Annotated in this window: 17 protein-coding genes; 5 read left to right on the forward strand and 12 right to left on the reverse strand. The window is 68.1% G+C overall.

Translation table 11 applies throughout. The features are described 5' to 3' along the window. Positions 1-144 precede the first annotated feature (144 nt). The 5 genes from AB0M14_RS01855 to AB0M14_RS01875 all read right to left on the reverse strand — a co-directional run bounded on the left by AB0M14_RS01855 (position 145) and on the right by AB0M14_RS01875 (position 3,718). Positions 145-330 carry a type Z 30S ribosomal protein S14 gene (locus AB0M14_RS01855; RefSeq protein WP_194817328.1) on the reverse strand — a complete coding sequence of 62 codons (186 nt, stop codon included), beginning with the start codon at positions 328-330 and terminating at the stop codon, positions 145-147. 4 nt (positions 331-334) lie between these two features. Next, a complete protein-coding gene (rplE, locus tag AB0M14_RS01860; RefSeq protein WP_209884036.1) occupies positions 335-901 on the reverse strand; it encodes a 50S ribosomal protein L5 in 567 nt (188 codons plus the stop codon). 1 nt (position 902) lies between these two features. Then, on the reverse strand, positions 903-1,220 hold the full coding sequence (rplX, locus tag AB0M14_RS01865; protein ID WP_209884038.1) for a 50S ribosomal protein L24: 318 nt from the start codon (positions 1,218-1,220) through the stop codon (positions 903-905). 1 nt (position 1,221) lies between these two features. After that, positions 1,222-1,590 carry a 50S ribosomal protein L14 gene (gene rplN / locus AB0M14_RS01870; RefSeq protein WP_194817848.1) on the reverse strand — a complete coding sequence of 123 codons (369 nt, stop codon included), beginning with the start codon at positions 1,588-1,590 and terminating at the stop codon, positions 1,222-1,224. A 241-nt stretch (positions 1,591-1,831) separates the two neighbouring features. Next, on the reverse strand, positions 1,832-3,718 hold the full coding sequence (locus tag AB0M14_RS01875) for an ABC transporter ATP-binding protein/permease (RefSeq protein ID WP_364987328.1): 1,887 nt from the start codon (positions 3,716-3,718) through the stop codon (positions 1,832-1,834). Between the two features lie 281 nt (positions 3,719-3,999). Here AB0M14_RS01875 and AB0M14_RS01880 point away from each other — a divergent pair, with 281 nt between their 5' ends. The 3 genes from AB0M14_RS01880 to AB0M14_RS01890 are packed head-to-tail and all read left to right on the forward strand — an operon-like array spanning position 4,000 to position 5,811. Then, entirely contained in the window at positions 4,000-4,287 is a 288-nt protein-coding gene (locus tag AB0M14_RS01880; protein WP_364987331.1) for a hypothetical protein, read from the forward strand. After that, complete coding sequence (locus AB0M14_RS01885; RefSeq protein WP_364987334.1) at positions 4,284-4,679, forward strand: PIN domain-containing protein; 396 nt, start codon at positions 4,284-4,286, stop codon at positions 4,677-4,679. Before AB0M14_RS01880 ends, AB0M14_RS01885 begins: the two co-directional genes overlap by 4 nt. Before the next feature lie 58 nt (positions 4,680-4,737). Continuing rightward, positions 4,738-5,811 carry an MAB_1171c family putative transporter gene (locus AB0M14_RS01890; protein ID WP_364987339.1) on the forward strand — a complete coding sequence of 358 codons (1,074 nt, stop codon included), beginning with the start codon at positions 4,738-4,740 and terminating at the stop codon, positions 5,809-5,811. Between the two features lie 124 nt (positions 5,812-5,935). Here AB0M14_RS01890 and AB0M14_RS01895 read toward each other — a convergent pair whose 3' ends face one another. Beyond that, entirely contained in the window at positions 5,936-6,994 is a 1,059-nt protein-coding gene (locus tag AB0M14_RS01895) for an MAB_1171c family putative transporter (protein WP_364987342.1), read from the reverse strand. A gap of 60 nt (positions 6,995-7,054) precedes the next feature. Here AB0M14_RS01895 and AB0M14_RS01900 point away from each other — a divergent pair, with 60 nt between their 5' ends. Together AB0M14_RS01900 and AB0M14_RS01905 are read left to right on the forward strand one after the other, a co-directional pair. Then, positions 7,055-8,038: an ABC transporter substrate-binding protein gene (locus tag AB0M14_RS01900; protein WP_364987347.1), complete on the forward strand. Its 984-nt coding sequence runs from the start codon at positions 7,055-7,057 to the stop codon at positions 8,036-8,038. A 15-nt stretch (positions 8,039-8,053) separates the two neighbouring features. Then, positions 8,054-9,430, forward strand: coding sequence for a SagB family peptide dehydrogenase (locus tag AB0M14_RS01905; protein WP_364987354.1), 1,377 nt, complete (start codon positions 8,054-8,056; stop codon positions 9,428-9,430). Here AB0M14_RS01905 and AB0M14_RS01910 read toward each other — a convergent pair. The 6 genes from AB0M14_RS01910 to AB0M14_RS01935 form a co-directional block, all read right to left on the reverse strand. Beyond that, positions 9,405-10,496: an MAB_1171c family putative transporter gene (locus AB0M14_RS01910; protein ID WP_364987358.1), complete on the reverse strand. Its 1,092-nt coding sequence runs from the start codon at positions 10,494-10,496 to the stop codon at positions 9,405-9,407. The genes AB0M14_RS01905 and AB0M14_RS01910 overlap by 26 nt on opposite strands. Then, a complete protein-coding gene (locus AB0M14_RS01915; protein ID WP_364987361.1) occupies positions 10,493-11,560 on the reverse strand; it encodes an MAB_1171c family putative transporter in 1,068 nt (355 codons plus the stop codon). The genes AB0M14_RS01910 and AB0M14_RS01915 overlap by 4 nt, the downstream gene beginning before the upstream one ends. A gap of 65 nt (positions 11,561-11,625) precedes the next feature. Continuing rightward, the gene (locus AB0M14_RS01920; RefSeq protein ID WP_364987364.1) at positions 11,626-16,308 is read right to left on the reverse strand and encodes an amino acid adenylation domain-containing protein; all 4,683 of its coding nucleotides are present in this window, start codon (positions 16,306-16,308) and stop codon (positions 11,626-11,628) included. After that, a complete protein-coding gene (locus tag AB0M14_RS01925) occupies positions 16,305-21,365 on the reverse strand; it encodes an amino acid adenylation domain-containing protein (RefSeq protein ID WP_364987368.1) in 5,061 nt (1,686 codons plus the stop codon). The genes AB0M14_RS01920 and AB0M14_RS01925 overlap by 4 nt, the downstream gene beginning before the upstream one ends. A 19-nt stretch (positions 21,366-21,384) precedes the next feature. Continuing rightward, positions 21,385-24,465: a nocobactin polyketide synthase NbtC gene (gene nbtC / locus AB0M14_RS01930; RefSeq protein WP_364987373.1), complete on the reverse strand. Its 3,081-nt coding sequence runs from the start codon at positions 24,463-24,465 to the stop codon at positions 21,385-21,387. After that, the gene (locus tag AB0M14_RS01935; RefSeq protein WP_364987377.1) at positions 24,458-25,768 is read right to left on the reverse strand and encodes a polyketide synthase; all 1,311 of its coding nucleotides are present in this window, start codon (positions 25,766-25,768) and stop codon (positions 24,458-24,460) included. The genes nbtC and AB0M14_RS01935 overlap by 8 nt, the downstream gene beginning before the upstream one ends. Between the last annotated feature and the right edge of the window lie 14 nt (positions 25,769-25,782).

Consider the following 25,782-nt stretch of genomic DNA (forward strand, 5'->3'; position numbering starts at 1 on the left):
TTGATCCTCCATCAGTTGGTTCCCACCCAACGAAAGATCGGCGAACAGAACCGTTCGTTACCGAACGCAGATCAGGGACCCGAGCCGGGTGGCTCGGGTCCCTGATCTATGTATTACCTCTGCGCGCTCACAAGGAGCGCGGGCTCACCAGGAGCTCTTGTGCACGCCCGGGAGCTCGCCCTTGTGGGCCATCTCGCGCAGGCAGACACGGCACAGGCCGAACTTGCGGTACACCGCGTGCGGGCGACCGCACTTCTGGCAGCGCGTGTAGGCGCGGACCGCGAACTTCGGCTTGGCGTTGGCCTTGTTGACCAGTGCTTTCTTAGCCATGTGCTCAGTTCTCCTTGAACGGGAAGCCGAGGTGCTTGAGCAGCGCGCGGCCTTCTTCGTTGTTGGTCGCGGTGGTGACCACGGTGATGTCCATACCGCGCGGGCGGTCGATGGAGTCCACGTCGATCTCGTGGAACATCGACTGCTCGCTCAGGCCGAACGTGTAGTTGCCGTTGCCGTCGAACTGCTTCGGCGACAGGCCGCGGAAGTCGCGGATACGGGGCAGCGCGATGGAGACCAGACGATCCAGGAACTCCCACATGCGATCGCCACGCAGGGTGACCTTCGCGCCGATGGGCATGCCCTCACGCAGCTTGAACTGCGCGATCGACTTGGTGGCCTTGCGGATCTCGGGCTTCTGACCGGTGATCAGTTCCAGATCCTTGACGGCGCCGTTGATCAGCTTCGCGTCCCGGGCGGCGTCGCCGACACCCATGTTCACGACAACCTTGACCACGCCCGGGATCTGCATCACGTTGGCGTAATCGAACTCGCTGTTCAGCGCGTCCTTGATCTCGGCGCGGTAGCGCTCCTTCAGGCGAGGCTGAACCTTGTTCTCAGTGGAGGTCATGTCAGATGTCCTTCCCGTTCTTACGGGAGATCCGGACCCGCTTGCCGCTCTCCTCGTCGGTGCGGTAACCGACGCGAGTGGGGTTGCCATCCGAATCCACGACCATCACGTTGGAGACCTGGATCGGGGCTTCCTGGGTCACGATGCCGCCCGAGGAGGCGCCGCGCTGGTTGGCGGAGTTGGCAACGTGCTTCTTGATACGGTTCACGCCTTCGACGAGGACCTTGCCGGTCGCGGGGTAGGCCTGAATGACCTTGCCCTTCGCGCCCTTGTCCTTGCCCGAGATGACGAGAACGGTGTCACCCTTGTGCACCTTCATGTCAGAGCACCTCCGGAGCCAGCGAGACGATCTTCATGAACTTCTTCTCACGCAGCTCGCGGCCGACCGGGCCGAAGATGCGCGTGCCGCGCGGATCGTTGTCCGGCTTGATGAGAACGGCGGCGTTCTCGTCGAACTTGATGTACGAGCCATCCGGGCGACGGCGCTCCTTGACGGTGCGCACGATGACGGCCTTGACGACCTCACCCTTCTTGACGTTGCCACCGGGGACAGCGTCTTTCACGGTGGCGACGATGATGTCGCCGATACCGGCATAGCGGCGCGACGAGCCACCGAGCACGCGGATGCAAAGAATTTCCTTCGCACCCGTGTTGTCGGCGACGCGCAAGCGCGACTCCTGCTGAATCACTTCAGCCTCCTTGACCTGGACGTATAAGCCGCGCCGGATTGCCGACCCGACGGGCATGGTCATGTGCCACCCGAACGCGCGCCTGCCAGCGGTTTCAGCGGTCTGAGCAAGCAAACTCGGACCCAACTGCTGGGGGTTCGCGGCCGAATCGCGGGCATAGCTCCCGCAGGCAACCGGTCTAGTGTAGGGGAAAGCCCAGGTCGACCCAAATCGGGGGTCGGCCTGGGCTGAGTTCACGGCTTTACTGCTCGGCAGCCACCGGCTCGAGGTTCCACGGGCCGTTGCCCTCGAGTTCCAGCCGCTGGGTGTGGTGCTGGTCGACGGTGCTGCGATGCGCGACGCTGACCACCATGGTGTCCGGGACCTCGGTGCGGATCAGGTTGTACAGCATGTACTCCAGCCCTTCGTCCACCGCCGACGTAGCTTCGTCGAGGAAGACCACCTTGGGCTTGATCAGCAGGATCCGCGCGAAGGCCAAGCGCTGCTGCTCACCGGGGGACAGAATCTTGGCCCAGTCGGCTTCCTCGTCGAGCCGGTCCGCCAGATGCGCGAGGTGGACTTGGCCCAGGGTTCGACGCAACTCGTCGTCACTGATGGTGTCCGGGTCGGCCGGGTACTCGACGGCGGTGCGCAGGTCACCGAGCGGCAGATAGGGAATCTGCGACAGGAACAGCGTGTCGTTGCCTTGCGGACGCCCGATCTCGCCGTCCATGAACGGCCACAACTGCCCGAGCGTCCGCAACAGGGTGGTTTTGCCGCTGCCCGAGGGGCCCTTGACGACCAGTGCGTCACCGGGCGTCATCCGGAGGGTCAGATCCTCGATGAGCAGCTCGCCGTCGGGCTTGCGCACATCGACCTGATCGAGCTCGATCGCTGCGGGCGCGTCGCTCATCGTGATCTTCGGCAGTTCCCGCGATTGGTCGGACGCGATCAGCAGTCCGTCGAGACGCATCAGCGACGCCCGGTACTCGGCGAAGTCGTCGTACGCGTTTCGGAAGAAGGACAGGGAATCGTGAATCTCCCGGAACGCCGCCGTGGTCTGGGTCACTCCGCCCAGCGTGATCTCGCCGGCGAACAAGCGTGGCCCCTGCACCAGATAGGGAATGGCAACGGAGGACTGAGTGACGGTGAAGTTCCAGCCCAGGAACTGCAGCTTCCGGTAAACGATGCCCCAGAACGCTTTGATCACCGCAGCGAATCGGGTGATCAGGCCGCGCTTCTCAACGCCTTCACCTTGATAGAAGGCCACGTTCTCCGCGTTGTCCCGCAACCGCACCAGCGCATAGCGGAAATTCGCGGTCGCCTTCTCGTAGATGAAGTTGAGCCGGATCAGCGGCCGGCCGATCCAGAAGGCGATGACGGTCGCCAGCAGCACGTAGGTCAGGGCGATGAACAGCATCGCCCTGGGGATCTCGATCCCGAACACATTCAGCGGACCGGACAGGTCCCAGAGCACCTTGGTGAAGGAAACGACCGAAACCACCGCCTCCACCGCCCCCAGCGCCAGGAAACGTGATTGCGTCACGAAAGTGGTGATGTCCTGCTGGATACGTTGATCCGGGTTGTCGATCGTTTCGTCGATGAACCGGCCGCGGTAATAGGCGCGATCGCGCAGCCAATCAGAGGTGACATGGTCGGTCAGCCACAGCCGCCACCGAATATCGAAGGCCTGCTGGGCGTAGTAGGTGAGCAGCTGGCCCACGATCCAGAGTCCGGCGAGTACGCCCAGCAGAATCATCGCGTCCCAGAACGCGCTCTCCGCTATCGCGAGCTCGGCCGATGCCGCGTCGGCCGTCGCCTGATCGGGGGCTTTCACCTTCCCCGCAACCGCCGACGCCCCGCCCTGCAGCGAGGTGAACAAGTCGTTGGACCAGTAGGTGAACAGCACGCTCAGCCGGACTACGGCCACGGACAGCGTGATCAGCAATGCGACGAACACCAGCGTGCGCCAGCTGTTGCGGCCGACGAAGTACTTACCGCTGACCGACCAGAACTGGCGACCCCAGCCCGTGAATCGCAAGAGCAATGCGGCAATGAGGAAGAACGCAACCAGTGTGATCGAGGACGCGATCACCAACCATTTCAGGCTCTCGATCCACTCGATGCCCCAGTCCCTTGACGTCTTCACACAGGCTTCCCATCCCTGAACAGCTGAAAGTCGGCGCAGTCTAACCCGATTCAGATCAGACTGCCGCGCATAGCTACCGCGATTCCCCTGCGGAGGCACAGTCCCGCAGGCCTCTCACAGGCCAGGCCGGAGGGATCGCCCAGCTCCGGCGGCGCGGTAGGTGCGCATCAGCGGCGCGTTGGGTGCGAGCGTCAGCGGGGGCACCAGGCTCCCTGCTGCTCCAGCTTCGTCCGGGCGAAAACTGGCCGTGGTTTTGGCAAAACTTTTGTTAAACTTCCGGCATGGCGAATCCAGGTGTAGACGTTCAGTTCATGCCGGGCGAGGGGCCTGCGCGCAGCATCAGCGTGTCGTTCACCATCGGAACCTACGAGGCGGTGCGGCAACGTGTCGGCAAGCGCGGGGTTTCGAAGTTCATCGAGGAGGCGACTGTACGAGCGCTGAACCGTGCTCTGCTTTCGGAGCTGGTCGACTCGATCGAGGAGGCGACGGGCCCGTTCGACGCCGAGGAGGTCGCCAAGAAGACGGCGATCCTACGGGGCGAGGCCGCGCGGGAGGCGGGTGCGGCATGACTCTGGTGCTGGACAGCGAAGGGCTCGGTCGCGCTATTCGGCGTGATCGCGAGGTCGGTGTGTGGCTGGCGGCGGCGCGTGATGAAGGTTTTCCCGTAGTCACCTCCGCCGCGGTGCTGGTCGAGGTCGCGCATCCCGCGATGAATCGGGCATCGTTCCTTTGGACGTTGTCCCGGGTCGAGGTGGAGCCCGTGACCCGCGAGGTCGCGCTGAACGCGTCGGACTTGCTGGCAGGCGCGGGCCTCCATGGCCACAAGTACGCGATCGACTCCATGCTCTGCGCGACAGCGCTGGGCCGACCCGGCCTTGTCACCATCCTCACCTCGGATACCGAGGACATCGCCCGCTTGGTCGACGGCGCCGGCCGCAGGGTACAGGTGATAGCGCTGTAGCCGTTGCCGCATCCCGGAGACACCCACACTCCGGGATGCCGCATTACTGTCTACGGCGATGACCGCCATGCCCGCCCCGATCTCTGTCCTTCTGGTGGTGCTGACTGCCGTCATCATCCTCGGGCGACTGTGGTTGGTGAACGATCAGCTCATCGATCGGCTGCTCAATCGGGCGCTGTGCTGGGTGGCGTTGGGGATGACGTGTTTTGTGTGCCTGGCGGGGGTTTGCGGCCAGGTGCGGGCGACGTATCTGTTTCTGGCGTTCGGCCCGTTGTCGATCGTCAATATGTACGGAATCGCCAGGTTGCTCGACGGCGCTGATCAGGACCTGGTGGCGCGGCGGCAGCGGTACTTCGATCGGTTCGCGATGGGCGCGGCGCTGCTCATTCTGTTCGGTGCGGTGACCGGCCTGCACGAGCTGGCCGAATGGGCTTGGGCGGCTTGTAATTTGGTGACGATCGCGGCGGGTCCGGTGGTGGTTCGCGCCTGTGTGCGGGAGTTGCGGGCCGATGGGACGTGGCGGGAGCGCGCGGCGTATGCGGCGTTACTGGTGGTGAGCCTGTATCTCGCGGTGGGCTCGGCGACGGTGGTGGTGCGGGTCGCGCAGGGCCTGCCGACCGCGACCAAAGGGCCGGTCTCCGTGCTCATCTCGTACCTGGTCCTGATCCTGCTGTGCCTGCTGATCGCGATTCCGATGGTGCGGGCGCTGCTGCGCCGTCTGGGCCTGGACCGGGACTCGCGCCGCTGGCGCCGGTTGCTGCCGTTGTGGCAGGACCTCACCGCCGCGGTCCCGGAAGTCGTCCTGGCCCGGGACGCTACCTACAGCGACACTCCGGCGTTGCGGCTGTACCGCACCACGGTCGAGATCCGCGACGCGCTGCTCCAGCTGAGGCTCTACGCCGCCGCGGAACTCCCGGATCCCGGGTCCGACATCAAGGGTTACGCCCGGCGGATCGCGGCGGCGGCGCGAGCGAAGGCCCAGGGTCAGCCCGCGCACGAGAGCGCGGAGTCCGGTCCGATCGCGGCCCCCGCCGACCGGACCGCGGAATTGCGCACCCTATTCGCACTCACCGCGGCGTGGCCGGCCGCCCAAGCCGCGGTCATCGCTACCGGCCAACCGCAGCGATGCTGATGCACACGCGGGTCACGATCGCCGCTACCCGCGAACCACAGCGACGCTGACACACGCCCGAGCCACGATCGCCGCTACCCGCGAACCGCAACGTTGCTGACACACGCCCGAGCCACGATCGCCGCTACCCGCGAACCGCGGCGACGCTGAGGGCGGTGCGGGCCTGGGGCCAGTCACGGGCCAGATCGAAGAGACGGCCCAGTTCGGCGGCGCGGTCGGCGGGCGGGTCGGCGGCGGTGGCGGTGGCGCTGACCGGCGCCGCGCCGCTGGTCTTCGCCCGCAGCGCGTGCGCCACCCGCCAGGCGTCGCCAGCGGCTTGCTGGTCATCAGTAGGCAGGAACGGCTTCAATTGCAGTAGCGCGTCGCGGATTTCGACGGTCATGCGGTAGAGCCGCTGTTCGGAATCGGGGTGCCGGGTGCTGTCCGGGGTGAGCACCACTTCCGGGAAGGCGGTGGTGAGGTCGGACCACAGTGGGTGCAAGCGGCGGCAGCCGCGTCCGGCGGAATCCCAGCCGGTCCGGGTCAGCAGCGCGCGCACCAGCGGGATCGCGAGCACGACGACGAGGACGGCCAGGGAGAGAAAGGACCCGCCGACCCAGGTGGCGGACAGTTCGCCGGCGCCCCGGCCGCGGGCGGCCCAGACGGCGCCGACCGGCGCGGCCAGCGCGCTGTACAGGCAGACCGTGAACAGCAGCGCGTAGGCCAGCCGCTGCCGCAGCGACCGGGACGGCGCGCGCACTTCCCGCAACGAGGCCCGCGCGATCAGGGCAGCCGCTACCGCGAGCACCACATTGCTTGCGGCCCAGAGCATTCCGCACACCGCGTTGCCCCAGTCCCCGGCCAGGCCGAGCACGCTGCACACCGTGAGGCCGGAGGCCACCGCCGCGACCATGTCGTAGCGGCGCTGCCGCGTCCAGGTCCCCGCGGGGTCCGCGCCGTCGAGCAGCCGGCCCAGTCCATAGATGTTGACTACGCCCAGTACCGCGATCGCCAGGTACAGCTTTTCGCCCAACCCGACCGACCCGGCCCGAGCCACGATGCCCCACACCAGCATTCCGCCGAGGTTCCAGCTGAAGGCCCGGTTGAGCAGGCGATCGGTGTTCAGATCGTTGACCAGCCACCAGCGCCCCACCAGAACGAGCGCCAAGAAGGCGGCGATCGCCACGGTGATCGGGGTGGGCATAGGGCCTCCTCGCAAAATAGGTTAGCCTTGGCTGACTTAGTTTTATAGAAGGGTATGGGGATGAGGTCTGTTCGAGCGTCTCACGGCTGGGCGCGCGCGGCGGTGGCAGCGGTCGCCTGTGCTCTCGCATTCGGTATCACCGCGTGCGGTGGTTCGGGCGACGAGGCCGGGTCCGGTGGCGAAGCGGTCACCATCACGCACGCCCGCGGCGAGACCAAAGTCGAAGGGACGCCGAAGAAGATCGTCGCCCTCGGCAATCAGTGGCTGGATTCCACGCTGGCGCTGGGCATCGCGCCGGTCGGCTACATCGACAACGTGGCGGTCATGTCCAAGACCACCCCGCCGTGGGTGCCGCAGCAGCTGCTGGCCTCGGGCAAGGCCCTGAACACCACCGGCAATATCACCGAGCAGGTGGCGGCTCTGGAGCCGGACCTCATTCTGGCCGACCCGTTCATCGCCGATCAGAAGACCTACGACGAGCTGTCCCGGATCGCGCCGACGCTGCCCGGCCTGACCTCGGCGGCGGTGACAGCGTGGCAGGACCAGGTCACCGCTCTCGGCAAGGCGCTGCGGAAACAGGACGAAGCGACCAAGGTGATCGCCGGGGTCGACGCGAAGATCGCCGCGATCGCGACGGCCAATCCCGGTCTGAAGGGCAAGACGTTCGCCAGCACCTGGTTGGCCGGCGCCACCCAGATGATGATCCTGACCGACCCGAATGACGGCTCGGCCAAGGTGTTCACCCAGCTGGGTATGAGCATCCCGAAGAACCTCATGGACTTGCCCTCGAACCAGGGCCGGCTGGCGCTGTCCCCGGAGCGGGTCGACGAGGTCACCGCCGATCTGCTGCTGGCCGGCTACGCCCCCGGCCAGGACGAGCGGTACCGGCAGCTGCCCGGTTACGCCGAGCTGCCTGCCGTGAAGAAGGGCTCGGTGGTCTTCCTGACGACGCAGGAGATCAGCGCCGTGAACCAGCCGACCGCGCTGTCGGTGCCCTACGTCCTGGACAAGCTGGCGCCCGCGTTCGCCGCCGCCGCCAAGTAGTTCGAAAGGCTCGACATGTCCGCCGCCACCTATCCCGAACAGACCCGGTTCGCGTTGCGCGAAGGCGTCACCTGCCTGACCACGCCCGCGGGCGCGGTGCTGCTGAACCCGCCGCGCAACGTCAAGCTCACCGGCTTGGCCGCCGGCCAGCTACAGGCCTTGAAGACGCTGAACCAGGGTCCGTCGACGGTGGCGGAAATGGCTTCCGGGGCAAGCGATGCCGAGGTCAACGGGCTGATGGATCGGCTCACCGACGGCGGCTGGCTCGCGGTCACGGTGCGCGACGGCGGTCGCGATCTGTACACGCTGCGACCGTTCGGGCAGCCTTCGGCGCGCCCGACCGCCGTGCCGTGGGCCGCGGGCATGTCGAAGTTCGCGGTGCTGCATCGGGATTCGGAAGGCTTCGTGCTCGAGCATCCCAAGGCGTGGTGCGATCTGCGGATCCACGATCCGCGGCTGCTCGCCATCCTGGACGGCCTGGGCGCGGCCGACTCGACCCTGCCGATCGCTGTGAAAACCCAGTTCGCCGAGGATCTGCTGTGGGGTGGCTTCTTCGTCGCCGACCCCTCCGCCGAGGAGCGGGAGTTCCGCACCCGCAGCTGGAGCGCGCCCGATCTGTGGTTCCACCGCCGCAGCACGCTCGGTGAGCGCACCGTCACCTGGGAGCATTTCGGCCCGACCAAGTGGGCGAAAGGCCAGTTCCCGCAGCCGGTCGCGCGCAAGGTGAGCTACCCCGGCGAACCGGTCGCGCTGCCCGTGCCGGACCTGGCGGCGATCCGCTCCGGCGACCCCAGCTTCACGGCCGTCCTCGAAGACCGGGTCTCCACCAGGGCATTCGACGACGCGAACCCGATCACCGCAGACCAGCTGTCGGAATTGCTGTACCGCACCGCGCGCACCAAGGGCTCCACCGTGCCCAGCGAGGGCGAAGAACTCCTCTCCCGTCCCTATCCTTCCGGCGGCGGCGTCTACGAGCTCGAGCTGTACCCCGTGGTGCGCAACGTGGCGGGCCTGGAACCCGGCATGTACCACTACGATTCGTTCGACCACGTGCTGCGCCCCGTCGCCGCCACGGACTCCCCCGCCGTGACCCGTCTGCTGAAATCCACCTCGGCGACCCTGTCCCAGGGTGCCGAACCGCAGGTCCTGCTCATCATGGCCGCCCGCTCCGGCCGCGTCATGTGGACCTACGAACAGGTCGCCTACGCCAGCATCCTCAAGCACGTCGGCGTCCTCATGCAGACCCTCTACCTCGCGGCCACCGCCATGAACCTGGGCGCCTGCGCCCAAGGTTTCGGCGACACCGCGGCTTTCAATGCCGCCGCGGGTGTGGATGAGCTCGAGGAATGCAGTGTCGGCAGCATGATCATCGGGTCGCCGGCGCCGCGCTGAGCGCACGGGCCTGGGCTCGGGGCCAGGCCCGGGCCAGAGCGAGCAGGTGCTCGAACTCGGCGGCCATGTCGCGGTCACGGGTGTGCGGCGCATCGCTGGTCACCGCGGCCGGCCGAGCCAGGCCACCGGAGGCCTTCACGCGCGCCGCGCGCGCTATCTGATCCGCGAACCCGCCGGCGTGACCTTCCAGAGGCTCGTCTTCGGGAATGTATTGGCGCAAATGCTGTAGGGCGTCGTGGATTTCGACCATCATGCGGTACAGCCGCGACTCCGGGTCGGTCCCTTGCCGCTCGATGAGCACGACCTCGGGTACGACCGCGGTGAGCTCCTGCCAGAGCGGCCGCAGCCGGCGGTCGACCCGGCTGACCCGGTCCCAGCCGCCGCGCGCGAACAGGACTTTGATCAGCGCGATCAGCGGCATGGAGGTCACCAGCAGGAAGATCAGACACGACGACACGGACCAGTACGCGCCCGGCGTCTCCGACGCACCACCGCCGAATACCTTGACCGCCGAGACGATCGCCGTATAGATCCAGAACACCGCGGCGACGAGCAGCGCCCCATAGGTCAGGCGCTCGCGCGGCGCAGCCCCGGCAACCCGGACCTCGCGCACGCAGGCCCGCGCGACGTGAATCGAAGACGCCACCAGCGGAGCCGAGAAAACCAGTGACAACACGATCGTTCGGACCGCGAACCCCGCTTCCGCGGGGTCGGCCGGACGACCGGTGACCATGACGATCACCGCTCCGATGGCGGCGAACACGTCATAGGTCCGCTGCCGCTGGGCCGCCACCCGCGCGTCTCCCCCGTCGAACAGCGCTGCCAGACCGTAAACCTTGACCAGACTCACCATCCCGCAGGCGAGAAACACCCGATAGGTGACTTCCGCGTACTCCGTTCCCTTCCCCGCCTCCTCGCAGGCAACTCCGATCAGGGCCCAGGTCAGCGCCCAGTTGACGAGCCGGTCCGGGTGGGTGTCGTCGACCAGCCGCCAGCGGGCGACGGTGACGAGGCCGACGAACACCAGAATCGGCACCGTCAACCACAGCGGCGCGGGCGAGTTCACGCCTGGCTCCTGGGCCAGGCTCGTGCCAGCGCGATCAGGTAGTCCAGCTCCGCGGCCAGATCGTGAGCCGCGGAAAGATCGCGTTCGACCGCCCCGGACGAGGTGGCCGGCAGCGACCCCTGTGCCTTGGCTCGGGCGGCATGCGACATCTGGCGGGCATAGCCGCGAACGGAATTCTCGATCGGCTGGTCCGCGGGAATGTAGCTGTGCAGATGCCGGAGTGCGTCCCGGATTTCCACCATCATCCGGTACAACCGCACCTGTGCACCGCGGTCCCCGGCCGCGACGTCCACGAGGACAACCTCCGGTACCGCCGTGGCGAGATCGCGCCACAACGGATGCAGCTTGCGGTAATGGCGTCCGGGGCGATCCAATCCGATGCGACCGAGCAGCACATCCCACAGGGGCAGAGCCAGCAGCATGGTGATGACGACAAAGGCCGAGCAGGTCAGCGTTGTCCACTCACGCGCTGGGTTGTTCGACGGCTCCCCCTGGAACACCGAAACCCCCGAGACGAGCACAGCGAACATCCAATACGAGACCGCGATCGACAGCACCGAATACAGGATTCGCTCGCGGACAGACGCATTCGGAATTCGCAGCTCTCGAATGCTCGCCCAGCCCACATGGAACGCGGCCGCCGCCATGGGGACGTTGAACAAAATCCAGACCAGCGGAGATTTCCAGCCGAACCCCGGCGCCGCCACATCGTCCGGTCTGCCGACCAGGAGCACCGTGATCGCGGCCAAGGCCCCCACGCAATCGTAGATACGCTGACGTTGCCAGACGGTATAGGGATCCGCGCCGTTGAACAGCACGGCCAACCCGTACAGATTGGCGAGGGTCACGATCCCGAGCGCGAGAAACACTCGGAACGACAGTTCGGCCAGCGCGGTGCCGGCCCCGCAAACCACCACGAGTGTCGCGGTGACCTGCCAGCTCAGAACACGATTGACGAGCCGGTCGGTGATCGTGACATCAACGAGCAGCCATCGAGCCACCGTGACCACGCTCGCGAAACCGAGCGACGCCATTGCCAGCCACAGCGGCGCAGGCGAGTTCATCGACGCCCTCCTGCGACTCGAAATCCGACTGGTGCGTTCCCGATCCTAGAAGTACGCCGCTCCGATCACGCTTCGAGTGCGGCGGCGAGGGCGGCGACGGCGCGCTGCCACAGGCTGGTCAGGCGGTCGGCCTCGGCAGCTGTGAACAGGGCGGTGCTCCACCGCCAGTTGGTGGTGAGCTGGGGGCCGTCGGGGGTGGCGCCGATGGCGGCGATGACGTCGAGGGCGTAGCGCAGGGGGAGGTCCGGTTCCGGGTCCAGGGGTAGGGCTTCGTTGAGGGGGCCGGTGAGCAGGGACCAGGAGTCGGGGGCGTGGCCGCTGAGGTCGACGCGGCCCAGGTAGTTGAATTCGATGTGGGGGTGGCGGGCGGCGGCAAGTTCCGGTGTGCGCGTGGTGTAGCGGAGCAGGCCGTAGTCGAGGCCCTGGTGCGGGATCGCGGCCAAGTGTGCGGTCACCGAATCGAGCAGAGCGCGGCCGGCGGCCGGATCCTGTTCTGCCGCTGCCACATCCACCGCCGCCGCGTTCGCGCCGAGGCGGACCGGGAAGACGCTGGTGAACCAGCCGAGGGTGTTGGAGGTGTCGGTGCCGAACTCGGCGTCGGCACGGCCGTGGCCCTCGAGCGCGATGAGCGCGCCGGCGCTGGGGTCTTGGCCGCGTTCCCGACGCCAGCTGGCCAGGGTCATGGTGAGGGCGGTGAGCAGGAATTCGCGCACGCCCTCGGCGCGGGTCAGGCCGCGCAGGACGCGTTCGGTGACCTCGACCGGGGTTTCCGCGGAGGTGACTTGCAGGGATGCCCAGGTATCGGTGCGCGGGTCCGGATCTCGCCGTCCGACAGCCGGATCGGGGTCGGCGAGCTGTCCGGCCCAGTAGTCGCGCTGGGCCAGTACCTCGGATTCAGCGGCCCGGTCGAGCATGCGGCGGGAGAACTCGCGATAGGAGGTCACCTCCGGCAGGACCGTCGGCTCCGCGCCGGAAACCGCCTGGGTCCAGGCCTCGCCCAGCGCCGCCAGCAGCAGATGCCAGGAGACGACGTCCACCGCGAGGTGATGCACGGCGAGCAGCAGCACGTCGCCCTCGCCGGTGCCGGTGAACCACACCGCGCGCACCAAATCACCGGTGCGCGGGTCGATTTCGTCCATTACGTGCCGGGCGGCCGCGTGCACGACCGCAACGGGAGTGTGCGGCTGCGCGGGCAGTCGCGCTTCGATGGCGGCGGCGCGTTCGGCGTCAGGTCCGTGCGCGGATTCGACCCGGATCGCACCGGATCCCAGGTCGATGCGAGTGAGGAGGTCGGCGGCGCGGACACCGCCGGGGGCGCGCGTGACCAGACGCGGGCCGTCGGGCGTATCGGTCAGGCGGGCGCGCAGGGTGTCGTAGCCGTCGATCACCGCTTGGAGCGCCGATTCCAGGTCGGCGCGGCGAATGTTCGCGGGCATGCGGAGCAGCGCCGTCTGAGTGAAGCGCCGGTAGCCGCCGTACTCGTACATCCAGGAGACCACCGGCAGCGGCGGCAGCTCACCGAAATCGGCGGCCTCGGTGGTCACGCCGCTCGTTTCGGCGCTGTCGATGACGGCGGCCAGCTCGCGAATGGTCGGCGTGGCGAGCACCATGCGCGGCGTCAGCGCCAGGCCGCGGCGGCGGGCCTTGTTGACCAGCGAGATGGCGACGATGCTGTCCACCCCGAGCGCGAAGAAGTCGGCATCGATCCCGGGGACGCGGCCGTCGAAGAGCTCGGCGAATACCTCGCCGAGCGCTTTCTCGGTAGGCGTATCCGGTTGTCCGTCGCCGGAATTCGCGGTCAGCGTCTGCTCCGCCAGCAGAGCCAACGCGGGACCGTCGAGTTTGCCGTTCGCGTTCACCGGAATCCGGTCGAGCACCAGGACCCGCGCCGGAATCATGTACGCGGGCAGGCGTTCCGCGAGCGCCAGACGCAACTGCGAGGGGTCCAAGGCGCGATCCGGTTCGCCCACCACGAATCCGACCAGGCTCGCCCCGCCGGCCCTGCGCACCACGTGCACGGCCGCGGTGTCGACGCCGGGCAAGCGCCGTAGCGCCGTATCGATCTCGCCGATCTCGATGCGATAGCCACGCACCTTGACCTGATCATCGGCCCGGCCCAGATAGCCGAATCCGCCGTGCGGCAGGCGTCGCACCAGGTCACCGGTGCGATACATCCGGCTACCGGGCCGGAACGGGTCCGCCACAAAGCGATCGGCGGTGACGCCCGGCTTGCCGATGTACCCCCGCGCCAGCTGGCGGCCGGACAGGTACAGCTCGCCGAGCACGCCGTGCGGCACCGGCCGCAGCGTGGAATCCAGGACATAGCCCGACATTCCGGCGTTCGGGGCGCCGATGGTGGGGCTGTCGAAGGCCGCCACCGGAGCGACCACCGCTTCCACGGTGGTCTCGGTCGGGCCGTAGCAGTTGTAGACCGCCGTCTTCGGCAAAGAACGCAACCGCGCCCACAGCGCCGCGTCGATGGCTTCGCCGCCGAGGGCGAGTACCGGCAGATCACCCTCGACCAGGCCCGCGGTGTTCAGCTGCGCGAACATCGACGGGGTGGTGTCGATCATGTCGATGGCGTGCACTCGCATGCCCTCGACCAGCCGGTGCGCGTCCCGCATTTCCTCGCCGTCGAACAGGTGAATGGTCTGTCCCGCAAGCAATCCCACCATCGGCTGCCAGGAGGCGTCGAAGCTGAGCGACCAGGCGTGCGCGATCCGCAGCGGGCGGCCCAGGCGCGCCATGGCGGGACGGTAGACCCGGTCGTAGTGGTCGGTGAAGTAGGCGATGAGCGCGGCGTGGGTGCCCACCACGCCCTTGGGCTCGCCGGTCGACCCGGAGGTGAAGATCAAGTACGCGCACTGGTCGCCCGCGCGCAGCACCTCCGGCGCCGCGGCGGCGCGGCGCGAGATCCGCTCGGCGACAGCGGGATCGTCGAGCACCAGACTCGGCCCCGGCACCAGTTCCCGGCTTTCCCGGACGGTCAGCACCAGCGTCGGCCGCGCCTGCCGCAGAATGGATTCGATGCGCGCGGCGGGCAGCGTGATGTCCACCGGCACGTAGGCGGCACCGGCGGCGAAGGCCGCGAGCACGGCGATGATCGAGGCATTCGAACGCGGCATCGCCAGCGCGACAACAGTTTCCGGACCGGCGCCGGCCGCGGCGAGCTCCCCCGCCAGGCGCGCGGCGGCATCGCGCAACTCGCGATAGGTGTAGCGCTCGCCGGAGCTGTTCTGCAAGGCGACATCGTCCGGCCGCGCCGCGGCCTGCCGCGCGAACGACTCCCACACCGATTCGGACCCGGCATGCGCGGCCGCCGCCGCGGTGGCCTCGACGACCGAATCCGCGCCGTGCCGGGCCTCGGCCCGCTCGGCGATCGCGGCGACGGGATCGCCGGAGGTGGTTGCCGCGGCGGCGAGTTCGAATCGCTCCGCCTCGGTCAGCACATCCAGCGCGTCCGGGGTGGCCGACCCGATCCGGGGCAGCTGCCGGAGCACCGCGAGCAGCCGTTCGCCGATGTCGGCGGCCGGAAAGTGCGGCAGCGCTTCGGAAATGGCCTCGACCAGGACGACGAGCGCACCCTCGGACAGGTGCGACACCACGGTCAGCGGGTAGTGCGCGAGGCTTTCCATCTCGATGGGCCGGAAGGTGGCGCCGTCCGGCATGCGCACGGTCTGGATGGCGGCGTCGATGGGCGCGTTCTCGAAGACGAACAGGGTGTCGAACAGCGCTCCGTGCCCGGTGGCGCGCTGCACGGCGGACAGGCTGAGGTAGCCGATATCGCGCATGGTCGCGCTCTCGCGCTGGAGTCGCCGGCATTGGTCGAGCACGCTCACCGCGCGATCGAGGTGGTGCGCGACGGGCACCGTGTTGATGAACAGGCCGATCATCTGTTCCACGCCGGAAAGATGTTCGGGCCGACCGGAAATGGTGGTGCCGTACACCACGTCCCGCCGGTCGGTGAGCCGCCCGAGCACCACGGTCCAGGCGAACTGCACGACGGTATTGAGGGTGAGCCCGTTGACCCGGGCCCAATGCTGTAGCCGGGCGGTCTCGTCGGCGGGCAGCAGCAGCCGGGTCGTCGCGGGCACGCTGCCGCCGCGACCGGCGACGCCGTCGGCGAGCATCAGCGGGCCGCTGACGCCGCTGAGGTATTCGACCCACTTCGCCGTCGTCGCGGCCGTGTCCTGGGCGGTCAGCCAGGCGATGTAATCGCGATACGGTCGCGGCGCCGGTAGTCCGGCGGCGCTGCCGCCCGCGCGGTACACGGCGAGCAGTTCGGTGCTGAACACCGCCACCGCCCAGCCGTCCATCAGGATGTGATGGGCGGTGAGGATCATCCGCCGCGTGCTGGCGCCCGGCACGGTGAGCAGCAGGATGCGCAGCGCGGGCCCGCGTCCGAGCTCGAAGGGCCGGCGGCGCTCCGATTCGGCGAGAGCGTCGAATTCCGCTGGGAGCGCGTCGCGTTCGGTCCACGGCAGTTCCGCGTGGGCGGGCACGATCTGCACCGGTCGCGGCACATCGCGATCCCAGAAGGCGGCTCGCAGATTCGGATGCCGGTCCAGCATGACCTGGCCGCTGCGACGCAGCAGTTCGGTGTCCAGCGGTCCGTCGATATCGACGACGAACTGCATGGTGTACAGGTCGATGCCGTCGCCGGTGAGCTTCGACAGCGAGAACAGGCCCTCCTGTAGCGGACTGAGCGCGAGTACGTCCTCGATCTGCGGCGGTGCGGTCGCGGTCACTGCCGGCCCCAGGAGTTCGTCAGGGCGGCCAGGGCGTCGGCGTCGAGCCCGGAAGCGCTCATGGGTGCGGATTCCACCGGCGCCGCGGGCTGCGAATCCGGCTGCGGCTCCGGGTTTTCCGCGGCCGTGTCCACCGCCACCGCCAGCTCGGCGACAGTCCTGCATTCGAACACCATTTGCGGTGTCAGCGGCAGGCCGAGCGCCGTGGCGCGGGCCGACCACTGGATGGAGATCACGCTGTCGCCGCCCAGGGCGAAGAAGTTGTCCTCGGCTTCGACGTCCTCGATCTCGAGCAGCTCCTCGAGCAGCGTGATCAGCGTCCGCTCGGTGCTGGTCGCCGCCCGCTCTCCGGCGACCGCGGGACCGGCGGCCACGGCGACCGGAATCGGTGCCGCGAGTAGCCGTTCCAGCTCGGCCCGAGGCAGCACCTCGAGGTCCGCGACGGCCTGATCGGGCGCGGTGGCGTAGCCGTCCAGCGTCGCGGACACGGCATCGGCGATGAGCCGCACCGTCTCCGGTTCGTACAGGTCGGCATTGGCGACCACCCGCACGTCCATGCCGCCGTCCGCGGTGACATTGAGGCTCAGATTCAAGTCCAGGAACGAGATGTCGAAGTCCACCGGCAGCACGGTCGCCGTGGTCGAACCGGCCAGGGCTTTGGGAGCCGGGGCCCAGTCCGCGCCGCGGAAGTGCAACATGCTCTGGAACAACGGGTTCCGGGCGCGCGAGCGCGCCGGATTGAGGGCTTCCACCAGACGCTCGATGGGCAGTTCCTGGTGCGCGTGCGCGTCGAGGACGACATCGCGGCCGCGCAGCACGGTGTCGCGCAGAGTCGGCGTGCCGGAAAGGTCGTTGCGCAGCACCGCCATATTGGCGAACAAACCGATGAGCTCGGTGGCGGCGGTGTCCACCCGGCTGGCGACCGGCGTGCCGAGCGCGATGTCGGCGCCGCCGCCGAGCTTGTGCAGCACCGTGGCCACGGCTGCCTGGCAGACCATGAATTCCGTTGCGCCGCATTGCTGTGCGAGCGCGACCAAACCGTCCCGGCGGGCCGGGGACATCGTGAACGTCACGACCTCGCCGCGCTTGCCGAGGACCGGCGGGCGCGGGCGGTCATGGGCCACGGTGATCTCGTCGGGCAGACCGGCCAGTGCCTGCCGCCAGTGCTCGATCTGGGCCTGGCCGAACGGGTTACCCGCGTGGTCGAAGATCTGCCGTTGCCACAGTGCGTAATCCGGGTACTGGATCGGCAGCGGCGACCACTGCGGCGCCGCGCCGGTCTCGATCCGCGCCCGGTATGCCGCGAACAGGTTGTCCAGCAGGACGCTCAGCGAGGCGTGATCGGCGACGATGTGATGCACCAGCAGCGACAGCACATGCGTCTGTTCGTCCAGGACCAGCAGCGTGGTCCGCAGCAGCGGATCGGACTCGATGCGGAACAACTGCCGGGCGATCTCGGCGAGTTCGGCATCCAGCGCTGCCGCGGCGATCGGGCGGATGTCGAGCGGGACTTCGACCGACGGGTGCACCAGCTGATACGGCACGCCCGCCCGCTCCGGGAACGAGGTCCGCAACGACTCGTGCCGCGCCACGACATCGCCGAGCGCGGCGCGCAGCGCATCGACGTCCAGCGCGCCGTCGACGCGCACCGCGAAGGGCAGATTGCCGACCGCGCTGGCGCCCTCCATCCGGTACTGGAACCACATGGCCAGCTGCGAGTAAGACAACGGGATCTCGCGCGGGCGCGACATCGCACCGAGCGGCGGCCGCACCGCGGCGCCCAGCGCGGCCGGGTCGGCGCCGAAATCCGTGGTCTCCTCGGCGTCGTCGTCCATGGCGTCGAGATCGATCTCGAATTCGTCGCGGAACTTCGCGACCAGGACAGCGGCCAGTCCCGCGGCGGTCGGAGTGTCGAAGATGACCCGCACGTCGAGTTCGAGACCGAACTCGGCGCGGATCTGCGCCACCAGCCGCGCGGCGAGCAGCGAGTGGCCGCCCAGTTCGAAGAACGAATCGTCCGCGCTGACCTGCGGCAGCGAGAACAGCTGCGCGAAGATCGCGCACATGCGGCGCTCGGTGGCGGTCGCGGGTGCGCGGTGCCGCCGCTGTACGGCGGCCGTCGGTGCGGGCAGCGCCCGCTTGTCCAGCTTGCCGTTGACGGTCAGCGGGATCTCATCGATCACCGCGAACGCCCGCGGCACCATGTAATCCGGCAGGACCGCGGCGGCATGCACCCGGACCTGCTCGAGCTCCACCTCGCGACCGTTCGCCGGCACCAGGTAAGCGGCGAGGATCGGGCCGAGGGCGGGGTCCTCGGCGACGACGACCACGCTGTGGCCGACGCTCTCGTGCCCGGCGAGCGCGGCCTCCACCTCACCCAGCTCGATCCGGAAGCCGCGCACCTTCACCTGCTCGTCGGCCCGGCCGATGAAGTCCAGCTCGCCGAACTCGTTGCGGCGCACCAGGTCCCCGCTGCGGTACAGGCGAGCGCCCGGGGTGAAGGGGTCGGCGACGAAACGGGCGGCGGTCAGCGCGGGACGGCCGAGGTAGCCGCGAGCCAGCTGCTCGCCGCCCAGGTAGAGCTCACCGGCCACACCGGCGGGCACCAATTGCAGTGCCGCGTCGAGCACGTAGGCGTGCACGTTCTGGTTGGGGATGCCGATCGGCACGATGCCGGTGCCCTGCGGACCGTCGACCGTCATATGGGTCGAGCAGACCACGGCCTCGGTGGGGCCGTAGTGGTTGCGCAGCTCGGCGTCGAAGACGCCCGCGAACTTGTCCGCCACCTCACCGGCCAGCGCCTCACCGCCGACCGGCACGTGCCGCAGCGCGCGCCACTCACTGACCTCGGGCAGCAGCAGGAAGGTGCTCAGCATCGAGGGCACCATGTGCAGGACGGTGACGCCCTGGCGGGTGATCAGGTCCGCGACATAGCGAATGTCGGAGAAGGCGTTGGGTTTCGGCACCACGAGCCGCGCTTGCAGCGCGTGCGTCACGAAGATGTCGAGCAGTGAGGCGTCGAAGCTGACCGAGGACGATTGCAGCAGACGGTCTTCCGCCGTCATCCCCCACTCGTCGGCGAAACCGATGACGTGCTCGGCAATCGCGTTGTGCGGCACCGGAACACCCTTGGGCTTGCCAGTCGAGCCCGAGGTGTAGATGACGTAGGCCAGGTTCGACGGGTGCAGCGGGCGTACCCGGTCCGCGTCGGCAGGCGCGGTGCCGGCCAGGTCGGCCGCTTCCTGTTCCGCCAGGTCCAGTTCCACCCGGCCGAGCACCAGGCACGGGGCGGCATCGGCGATCAGGTAGTCGATGCGATCGTCGGGGTAGGCCGGGTCGATGGGCAGATATGCCGCACCGGCCTTGAGCACCGCGTAGAGCGCCACGATGAATTCGATCGACGTCGTCATCCGCAGGCCGACGATGTCCTCGGGGCCGACGCCTTCGCGAATCAGCCAGTGCGCCAACCGATTCACGCGGCAGTCGAGTTCGGCGTAGGTCAGGCGGGTCTCGTCGGAGACCAAGGCGAGTGCGTCCGGGGCGGCGGCGACGCTGCGCTCGAGCACTTCGACCATGGTGGTGGGCGCGACCTCGGCGACCGCGCCCCGGGACGCCGCGAGCACGGCGGCCTGGTCCTGCGCGCCGAGCATGTCCAGATCGCTCAGCCGGCGGTCCGGTGCGGCCAGTGCGCTGCCGAGCAGCTGCACGTAGTGCGTGAGCATGCTCTCGACCAGCGGCCGGGTAAGCACGTCCACTTGATATTCGGCCTCCACCAGCGCGCCGCCCGCGCCGTCGGTGACCACTGCGAAGGCCAGCGGCACCTGCGCGGTCGGCGCGCCGAGCTCGTCCAGCTGGGTGGACGTCACGCCGTCGAGCGCGAATCCGTCGGCGCTCTTGCGCACGCTGAAGCCCAGGCGCACCAGCTGATCCATACCGTCACGCCCGCTGACCCGTTCCGGGTTGACCTCGCGCACTACCTGGTCGATGCCGAGTGTCTGGTGTGTGAAGGCATCCAGGCACGTCCGCTTGGTCGACTCCAGCAGACCGGTGAAAGTCTCACCGGCGCGCAGGGTTTCGCGGAGCAGCAAGGTGTTGCCGAAGTAGCCGATGAGCTGTTCGGCGGCGGCGGAACGCCGGTTCACCACCGGAATGGCGACCAGGAAATCGCTGGCGGCGGTGTAGCGTTCGATCAAGGCGGCGTATCCGGCCAGCAGCACCATGAAGGGGCTGGCGGCCTGCTCGCGCACGAAGCTCGAGACCTGCTCGAGTACCTCGGCGGGCAACGGGACGACGCAGCGGTCCGCCTGCTTGGACGGCGCGCTCACCGGCGAACCGGGCAGATCCAGCGGTTCGGGCAGCGGGCGCAGCGCGGTGCGCCAGTACTCGAGGTCGGCCTCGTCCGCCGCGGCGGGCGCGTCCAGCACCTCGACATCCACGAATTGCGCAGGCAGCGGGGCATTTTCCCGGCCGTTGTAGGCCGCGCCGAGCTCACCGAAGAACACCGCCCACGAGTCGTCGTCCCAGCCGATGTGGTGTACCGCCAGCAACAGGATGTGCTCCTGCGCGCCGGTACGCACCAGGACGAAACGCAGCGGCAGCTCGGCCGCCAGATCGAAGGAGCGGCCGAACTCACGGCGCGCCAGGACCTCCACGCGCCGGGCCCGGCCCTGCTCCGGCAGATCGGACACATCGTGCGACTGCCACGGCAGCGAAACCTCGTCGGCGAAAACCTGATACGGCTCACCCTCCGCATCCACGCCGTAGGTGGTGCGCAGCACGTCGTGCCGCGCGATGACGGCGGCGGCCGCGTCGCGTAGTCGCTGCTCCTGTAGGTCGCCCGACAACCGGTAGGCGACACAGACATTGAGCGTCGTGTCCTCGGGATCGCGGGTTTGCAGGAACCACATGCGTCGCTGACCGGGCGAGAGCGGACGCCGCTCCCCGGCCGTGGTGCGGCGCGCCTGCGGGGCCGGAGCAGCGGCCAGACCGGACTCCTGCATCCGTCGGCGCAGCAGTTCGCGGCGGCGATCCAACGCGGTGATGTTGGTGTCTGACATGAGATATGACCTCTGAGCCCTAGTTGGTGTTCTGTGCCATGAGCTGCAGCACGTCGTCGAGCGACGCACCGCCCAGGATGGCCGCGACCGGCAGTTCCTGCTGCATTTCCGACCTGATGCGCTTGCGGAAGTCCAACGCCTGCAAGGAGTCCAAGCCGAGCGCTACCAGCGGTACGGAGTGGTCGATGGATTCGGCGCTGTCGACACCCATGACCTTGCGCAACTCGGTCAGCATGCGCTCAGCCAACGGCGGCCCGCCTGGCACCACGACGGCGACCGGCTCCAACGCGGAGACTGGCGCCGGGATCGCGATCACGTCCGGCTCCGTCGCGGGCTCGGCGACAATCGAGGACAGCACGCCCGCCTGGCCATAGACGTCGGCCACCTCGGAGAGGAACCGCCAATCCGCGGCCGCGACGAGCGCGTCTCCCCATTGCCGAGTCAGGCCCGCCGCGATCGCATCCTCCGGATGCATGGGAAGCACTCCGGTGCTGGCGGTTCGATCGAACCCCGCCACGTCCAGTGAGCCCGCCACAGTCCACAGTCCCCATTCGATCGACACCGCATCGATGCCTCGTGCGCGCAGCCTGCGTGCGGTGATGTCCAGCATGCGGTTGGTCATGGCGTAGAGGATTTGACCGCGCCCGCCGAGCACCGCCGCGATCGACGAGCACAACAGCACACGACAGCCGACGCTCATCGGCAAGGCATCCAGCAGCAGCTCCAGGCCGATGACTTTGGCCGTCGAGGCGGTGGCGACCATATCCGGCGTGATAGCGCCGAGATCGGCGTCGACATAGTTGACAGCCGCGTGGATCAGCAGGCTGACCGGACGGTGCGTGATATCGGCAACGAACCGTGCGACCGCAACGGGATCGCTGATATCACAACGCACTATGTCGATTTCGGTATCACCGAGCTCGCGAATGCGCTGGAGGTCGGCGGCGATCGACTCGGTCGCGCCGGACCGGCTCAGCAAGGTGATCCGGGTCGCGCCGGCCGCCGCGAAATGCTCGCAGAATCGCATGCCGAGTTGGCCGGTCCCACCCAGAATCAGCACATGGCCGAGATCCATAGCAGCACTGTCAGATTCGGGTGCGCTGTCCGGCACACAGCGCTTGACGAAAACCTTCCCGTTTCGTAGCGCCAGCTCGTTCTCGCCCGAGGTGTGCACTGTGGTGATGAGCTTTACCGCCTGCTCAGCACCTGCGCCGACCGGGAGATCCAGATGACGCAGCAGCACGCCCGTGTGCTCCAGCCCAACACTGCGGTAGCCCGCGGCAACGGCCCCGTGGAACAGGTGCGGCACGGGGTCATCGGCTCGCACGGCCTCGCCGCCGACGGTCACCAGCCAGCATTCTGCTCCCGTCCCCGGTCGCAACCGATCCAGCGCCGGTAGCCAGGCCCGTTCCGCGAAGAACCTGGCGAGGTCGGGAACTGCCCCGGCTCCGTCGGTTTCGGGTAGTTCCGGCAGTAGCACCAGCGCGGTGTCGAACTCCATTTCGGACGCCTCGTCGAAGACGAACGCACTCGCCCCGTGCCGATCCGCGGCAGTCACCAGCGCGGCGGCCAAATCCGCACAGCGTCCGGTGTGATCGACGATCGCCAGCCGGCGCGGCGCAACCAGCGCACGGCGCTCCAACGGAACCCACTGCTCCACCAGCCGCTTCGGCGGCATGCGATCCGGCTCGGCCGCAGCGACCGCTGCGACGCCGGCCGACGCCCACAGTCGCTTGTTGTTCAGCACGGTATGCGGAAAATCTTTCAGCGGCAGCGCGATCGGCCCCTCGGACGCGGAACGAAGTGCCTCCCAGCGATAGTCGAGAGCGTGGACCGCCACCTGCGCCAGGTTCATGGTGAACTCACGCAGGCTGGTCGCCGTGCGCAGTGAACTACCGATCACTCGGAAGTCCTTGCTTGCCAGCGCCTTAGGCACCAGCGTCAGATTTTCCTGGAGCGCCAGCTGAAGCGTCGGATGCTCGGCGACCTCGACCAGGGTGTCGATGCCGGCGGTCGCCGCGGCCACCACCGCATAGTCGAACCGCACCCGGTTACGCAGGTTCCAATACCAGTACTGATCGTGGCGCAGGTCCGGCGTGATGGCCTCGCCGAGGGTCGATCCGTAGCTGGGGATTTCACCGGGCTGAAAGTGGCTTCCGCTCATCTCATCGCCCAGCGCCACCTCGAGATCCGCACGATATTCGCTGACGATCGATGTGTGCGCCGGGTAGGCGACCCGGATCTCCTTGGCGAAGTGACCGCGCGAGTTCGCCAGCGCGACCATCTCCACAATGGTGTCGCGATCACCCGAGATCGCCAGGATGCTCGGCGAATTCACCACTGACAGTTCGGCCCAGCCGGAATGCCGGGCCAGCAGCGATTCGCAGGCTTCGCGGTTCATGCCGAGCACGGCCATCGAGTAGCCCTTGGGCGAAATGCGGGCGACCATCCGAGCGCGCAGAGTTACCCCGAGCACCGCGTCACGCAAAGTCATGACGCCGGAGACCGCGCTGGCCGCGAACTCACCTTGGCTGTGACCGATGGTGGCGTCCGGGACGACACCGGAGGCGCGCCACATGGCGGACAAACCGAGCATGTGGAACATCAGGGCAGGTTGGATCTCCTGCACGGTGTCATCGAACTCCCCCGTATGTCCAAGCAGGTAATGCAGCGGCTTGGTGTCGCCGAACCGGTCGGCGTAGATCGCGGCGCACTCGTCGACCATGCCGCGGTAGTGCGGGGAGCATTCGTAATACAGCGTGCCCATGCCGGGGCGCTGGCTGCCCTGACCTGGAAAGACAAGACCGATACGCCGTGCCGTGGCCGCACCGTCGCCGGCGACCACCGCCGGATGTGCTTGTTCGGCGACGATCGCGCGAAGGGCGTCGAGCAGGTCTTCCCGCGTGCTGACCATCGCCAGCGTCCGGTAGCGGCGCGGCGTCCGAGTGCGGAAGAGCATGTCCGCCACACGATTCGGCGCGACGCCGGGGCGAGCGTCCAGATAGTTCAGAATCGCCGCGGCTTCGGCGCGCACGCCGTCGGCACTGTCGGAGGAGAGCAGAACCGGGATGGTGCCATCGGGCATCCGGTAATCAGACATCGGTGTCCTCCAGAACAGGCATGCCGAGGATCGCGTGCGCGTTGGTGCCGGCGACGCCGAAAGACGAGACAGCGGCGTAGCGGACGCCGTCGATCGGCTCCCATGGTTCGAACTTCGTGGCCAGCCGCAGACCGCTGGCGTTCCAATCGATTTCGGTGGTCGGCTGATCCGCCCACAACGTCGGCGCGATGTGGCCTTCCGCGCCGCACAGCAGCACTTTGATCAGGCCGAGCATGCCCGAGGCCGCCTGCGCGTGACCGACATTCGACTTGACCGAACCCAATGGCACTGTGTTGCCGGTGGATCCGTAGGTGTTGCTCAGAGCGGTCAGCTCCAAGGGATCGCCGACCGGTGTGCCGGTGCCGTGCCCCTCGATCAATCCGATCAGTTCCGACTCGATCCCGGCCGCCGCAAGGCTGTCCCGGACCAACCGCTCCTGGGCGGCAGCGCTCGGCACCGCCATCGGCGCACCCTTGCCGTTGTGGTTGACGCGAGAGCCGAGCAGCCGACCGTAGATCTGGTGTCCTAGTTCGCGAGCGCGTGATTCTCGTTCCAGCACAACTACACCCGAGCCTTCGCCCCAGAGCGTGCCGGTGGTTCCGGCGGCGTAGGGACGGCAGTGCCCGTCGGTCGCCAGCGCGTTGTTCTTGGCGAACTCGTAGAACGCGCCGGGCGAACCCATCACGCACACACCGCCCGCCAGCGCCCAATCACATTCTCCGGCGCGAATGGCGGCCGCGGCCTGATGCACCGCGGTCAACGACGAGGCGCACGCGGTGTCCACGCTGATCGACGGACCGATCAGTCCGAGACCGTGCGAGATCCGCCCCGCCACCGCGCCGAGCGCGGAGCCGGTCACCCGGTAACCGCTGTGCTCGGTGACCGCCGCGAACCGCGGTCCGTATTCGGTGATCGAGACGCCCATCCAAACTCCGGCGGAAGCGCCGTCCAGCGCACCAGGATTGAGGCCGGCGTGCTCGAGCGCGCGCCAAGCCACCCGCATACCGACCCGCTGCTGTGGATCCATCGCGACCGCTTCACGGGGGGTGATACCGAAGAACCGCGCGTCGAATTCCGTGGCACCGGTGAGAAACCCACCGGCGTCACGGACCGCCGACCAGCCCTCGTTGCGCCCGAGCGACAGCAATTCCGCGATCGGCCATTCCCGATCCCGCGGCAATGGCCCGATCAATTCCCGCGACTCCGCAAGTGCCGACCAGAATTCCGGCAGACTTTCTATTCCCCCCGGCGCCTCCACGCCCATTCCGACGACGACGATCGGGTCGTCCATGGCTGTATTCATGATTTCCTTCGAGC

The sequence above is a fragment of the Nocardia sp. NPDC051832 genome (assembly GCF_040681285.1).
Lineage (GTDB): Bacteria > Actinomycetota > Actinomycetes > Mycobacteriales > Mycobacteriaceae > Nocardia.

Coding starts and splice junctions, on each gene's coding strand:
- AB0M14_RS01925 (WP_364987368.1), bottom strand. CDS start 21,365: ATGTCAGACACCAACATCACCGCGTTGGATCGCCGCCGCGAACTGCTG.
- AB0M14_RS01935 (WP_364987377.1), bottom strand. CDS start 25,768: ATGAATACAGCCATGGACGACCCGATCGTCGTCGTCGGAATGGGCGTG.
- AB0M14_RS01880 (WP_364987331.1), top strand. CDS start 4,000: ATGGCGAATCCAGGTGTAGACGTTCAGTTCATGCCGGGCGAGGGGCCT.
- AB0M14_RS01905 (WP_364987354.1), top strand. CDS start 8,054: ATGTCCGCCGCCACCTATCCCGAACAGACCCGGTTCGCGTTGCGCGAA.
- AB0M14_RS01885 (WP_364987334.1), top strand. CDS start 4,284: ATGACTCTGGTGCTGGACAGCGAAGGGCTCGGTCGCGCTATTCGGCGT.
- AB0M14_RS01890 (WP_364987339.1), top strand. CDS start 4,738: ATGACCGCCATGCCCGCCCCGATCTCTGTCCTTCTGGTGGTGCTGACT.
- AB0M14_RS01915 (WP_364987361.1), bottom strand. CDS start 11,560: ATGAACTCGCCTGCGCCGCTGTGGCTGGCAATGGCGTCGCTCGGTTTC.
- AB0M14_RS01855 (WP_194817328.1), bottom strand. CDS start 330: ATGGCTAAGAAAGCACTGGTCAACAAGGCCAACGCCAAGCCGAAGTTC.
- AB0M14_RS01895 (WP_364987342.1), bottom strand. CDS start 6,994: ATGCCCACCCCGATCACCGTGGCGATCGCCGCCTTCTTGGCGCTCGTT.
- AB0M14_RS01900 (WP_364987347.1), top strand. CDS start 7,055: ATGAGGTCTGTTCGAGCGTCTCACGGCTGGGCGCGCGCGGCGGTGGCA.
- rplE (WP_209884036.1), bottom strand. CDS start 901: ATGACCTCCACTGAGAACAAGGTTCAGCCTCGCCTGAAGGAGCGCTAC.
- nbtC (WP_364987373.1), bottom strand. CDS start 24,465: ATGTCTGATTACCGGATGCCCGATGGCACCATCCCGGTTCTGCTCTCC.
- rplX (WP_209884038.1), bottom strand. CDS start 1,220: ATGAAGGTGCACAAGGGTGACACCGTTCTCGTCATCTCGGGCAAGGAC.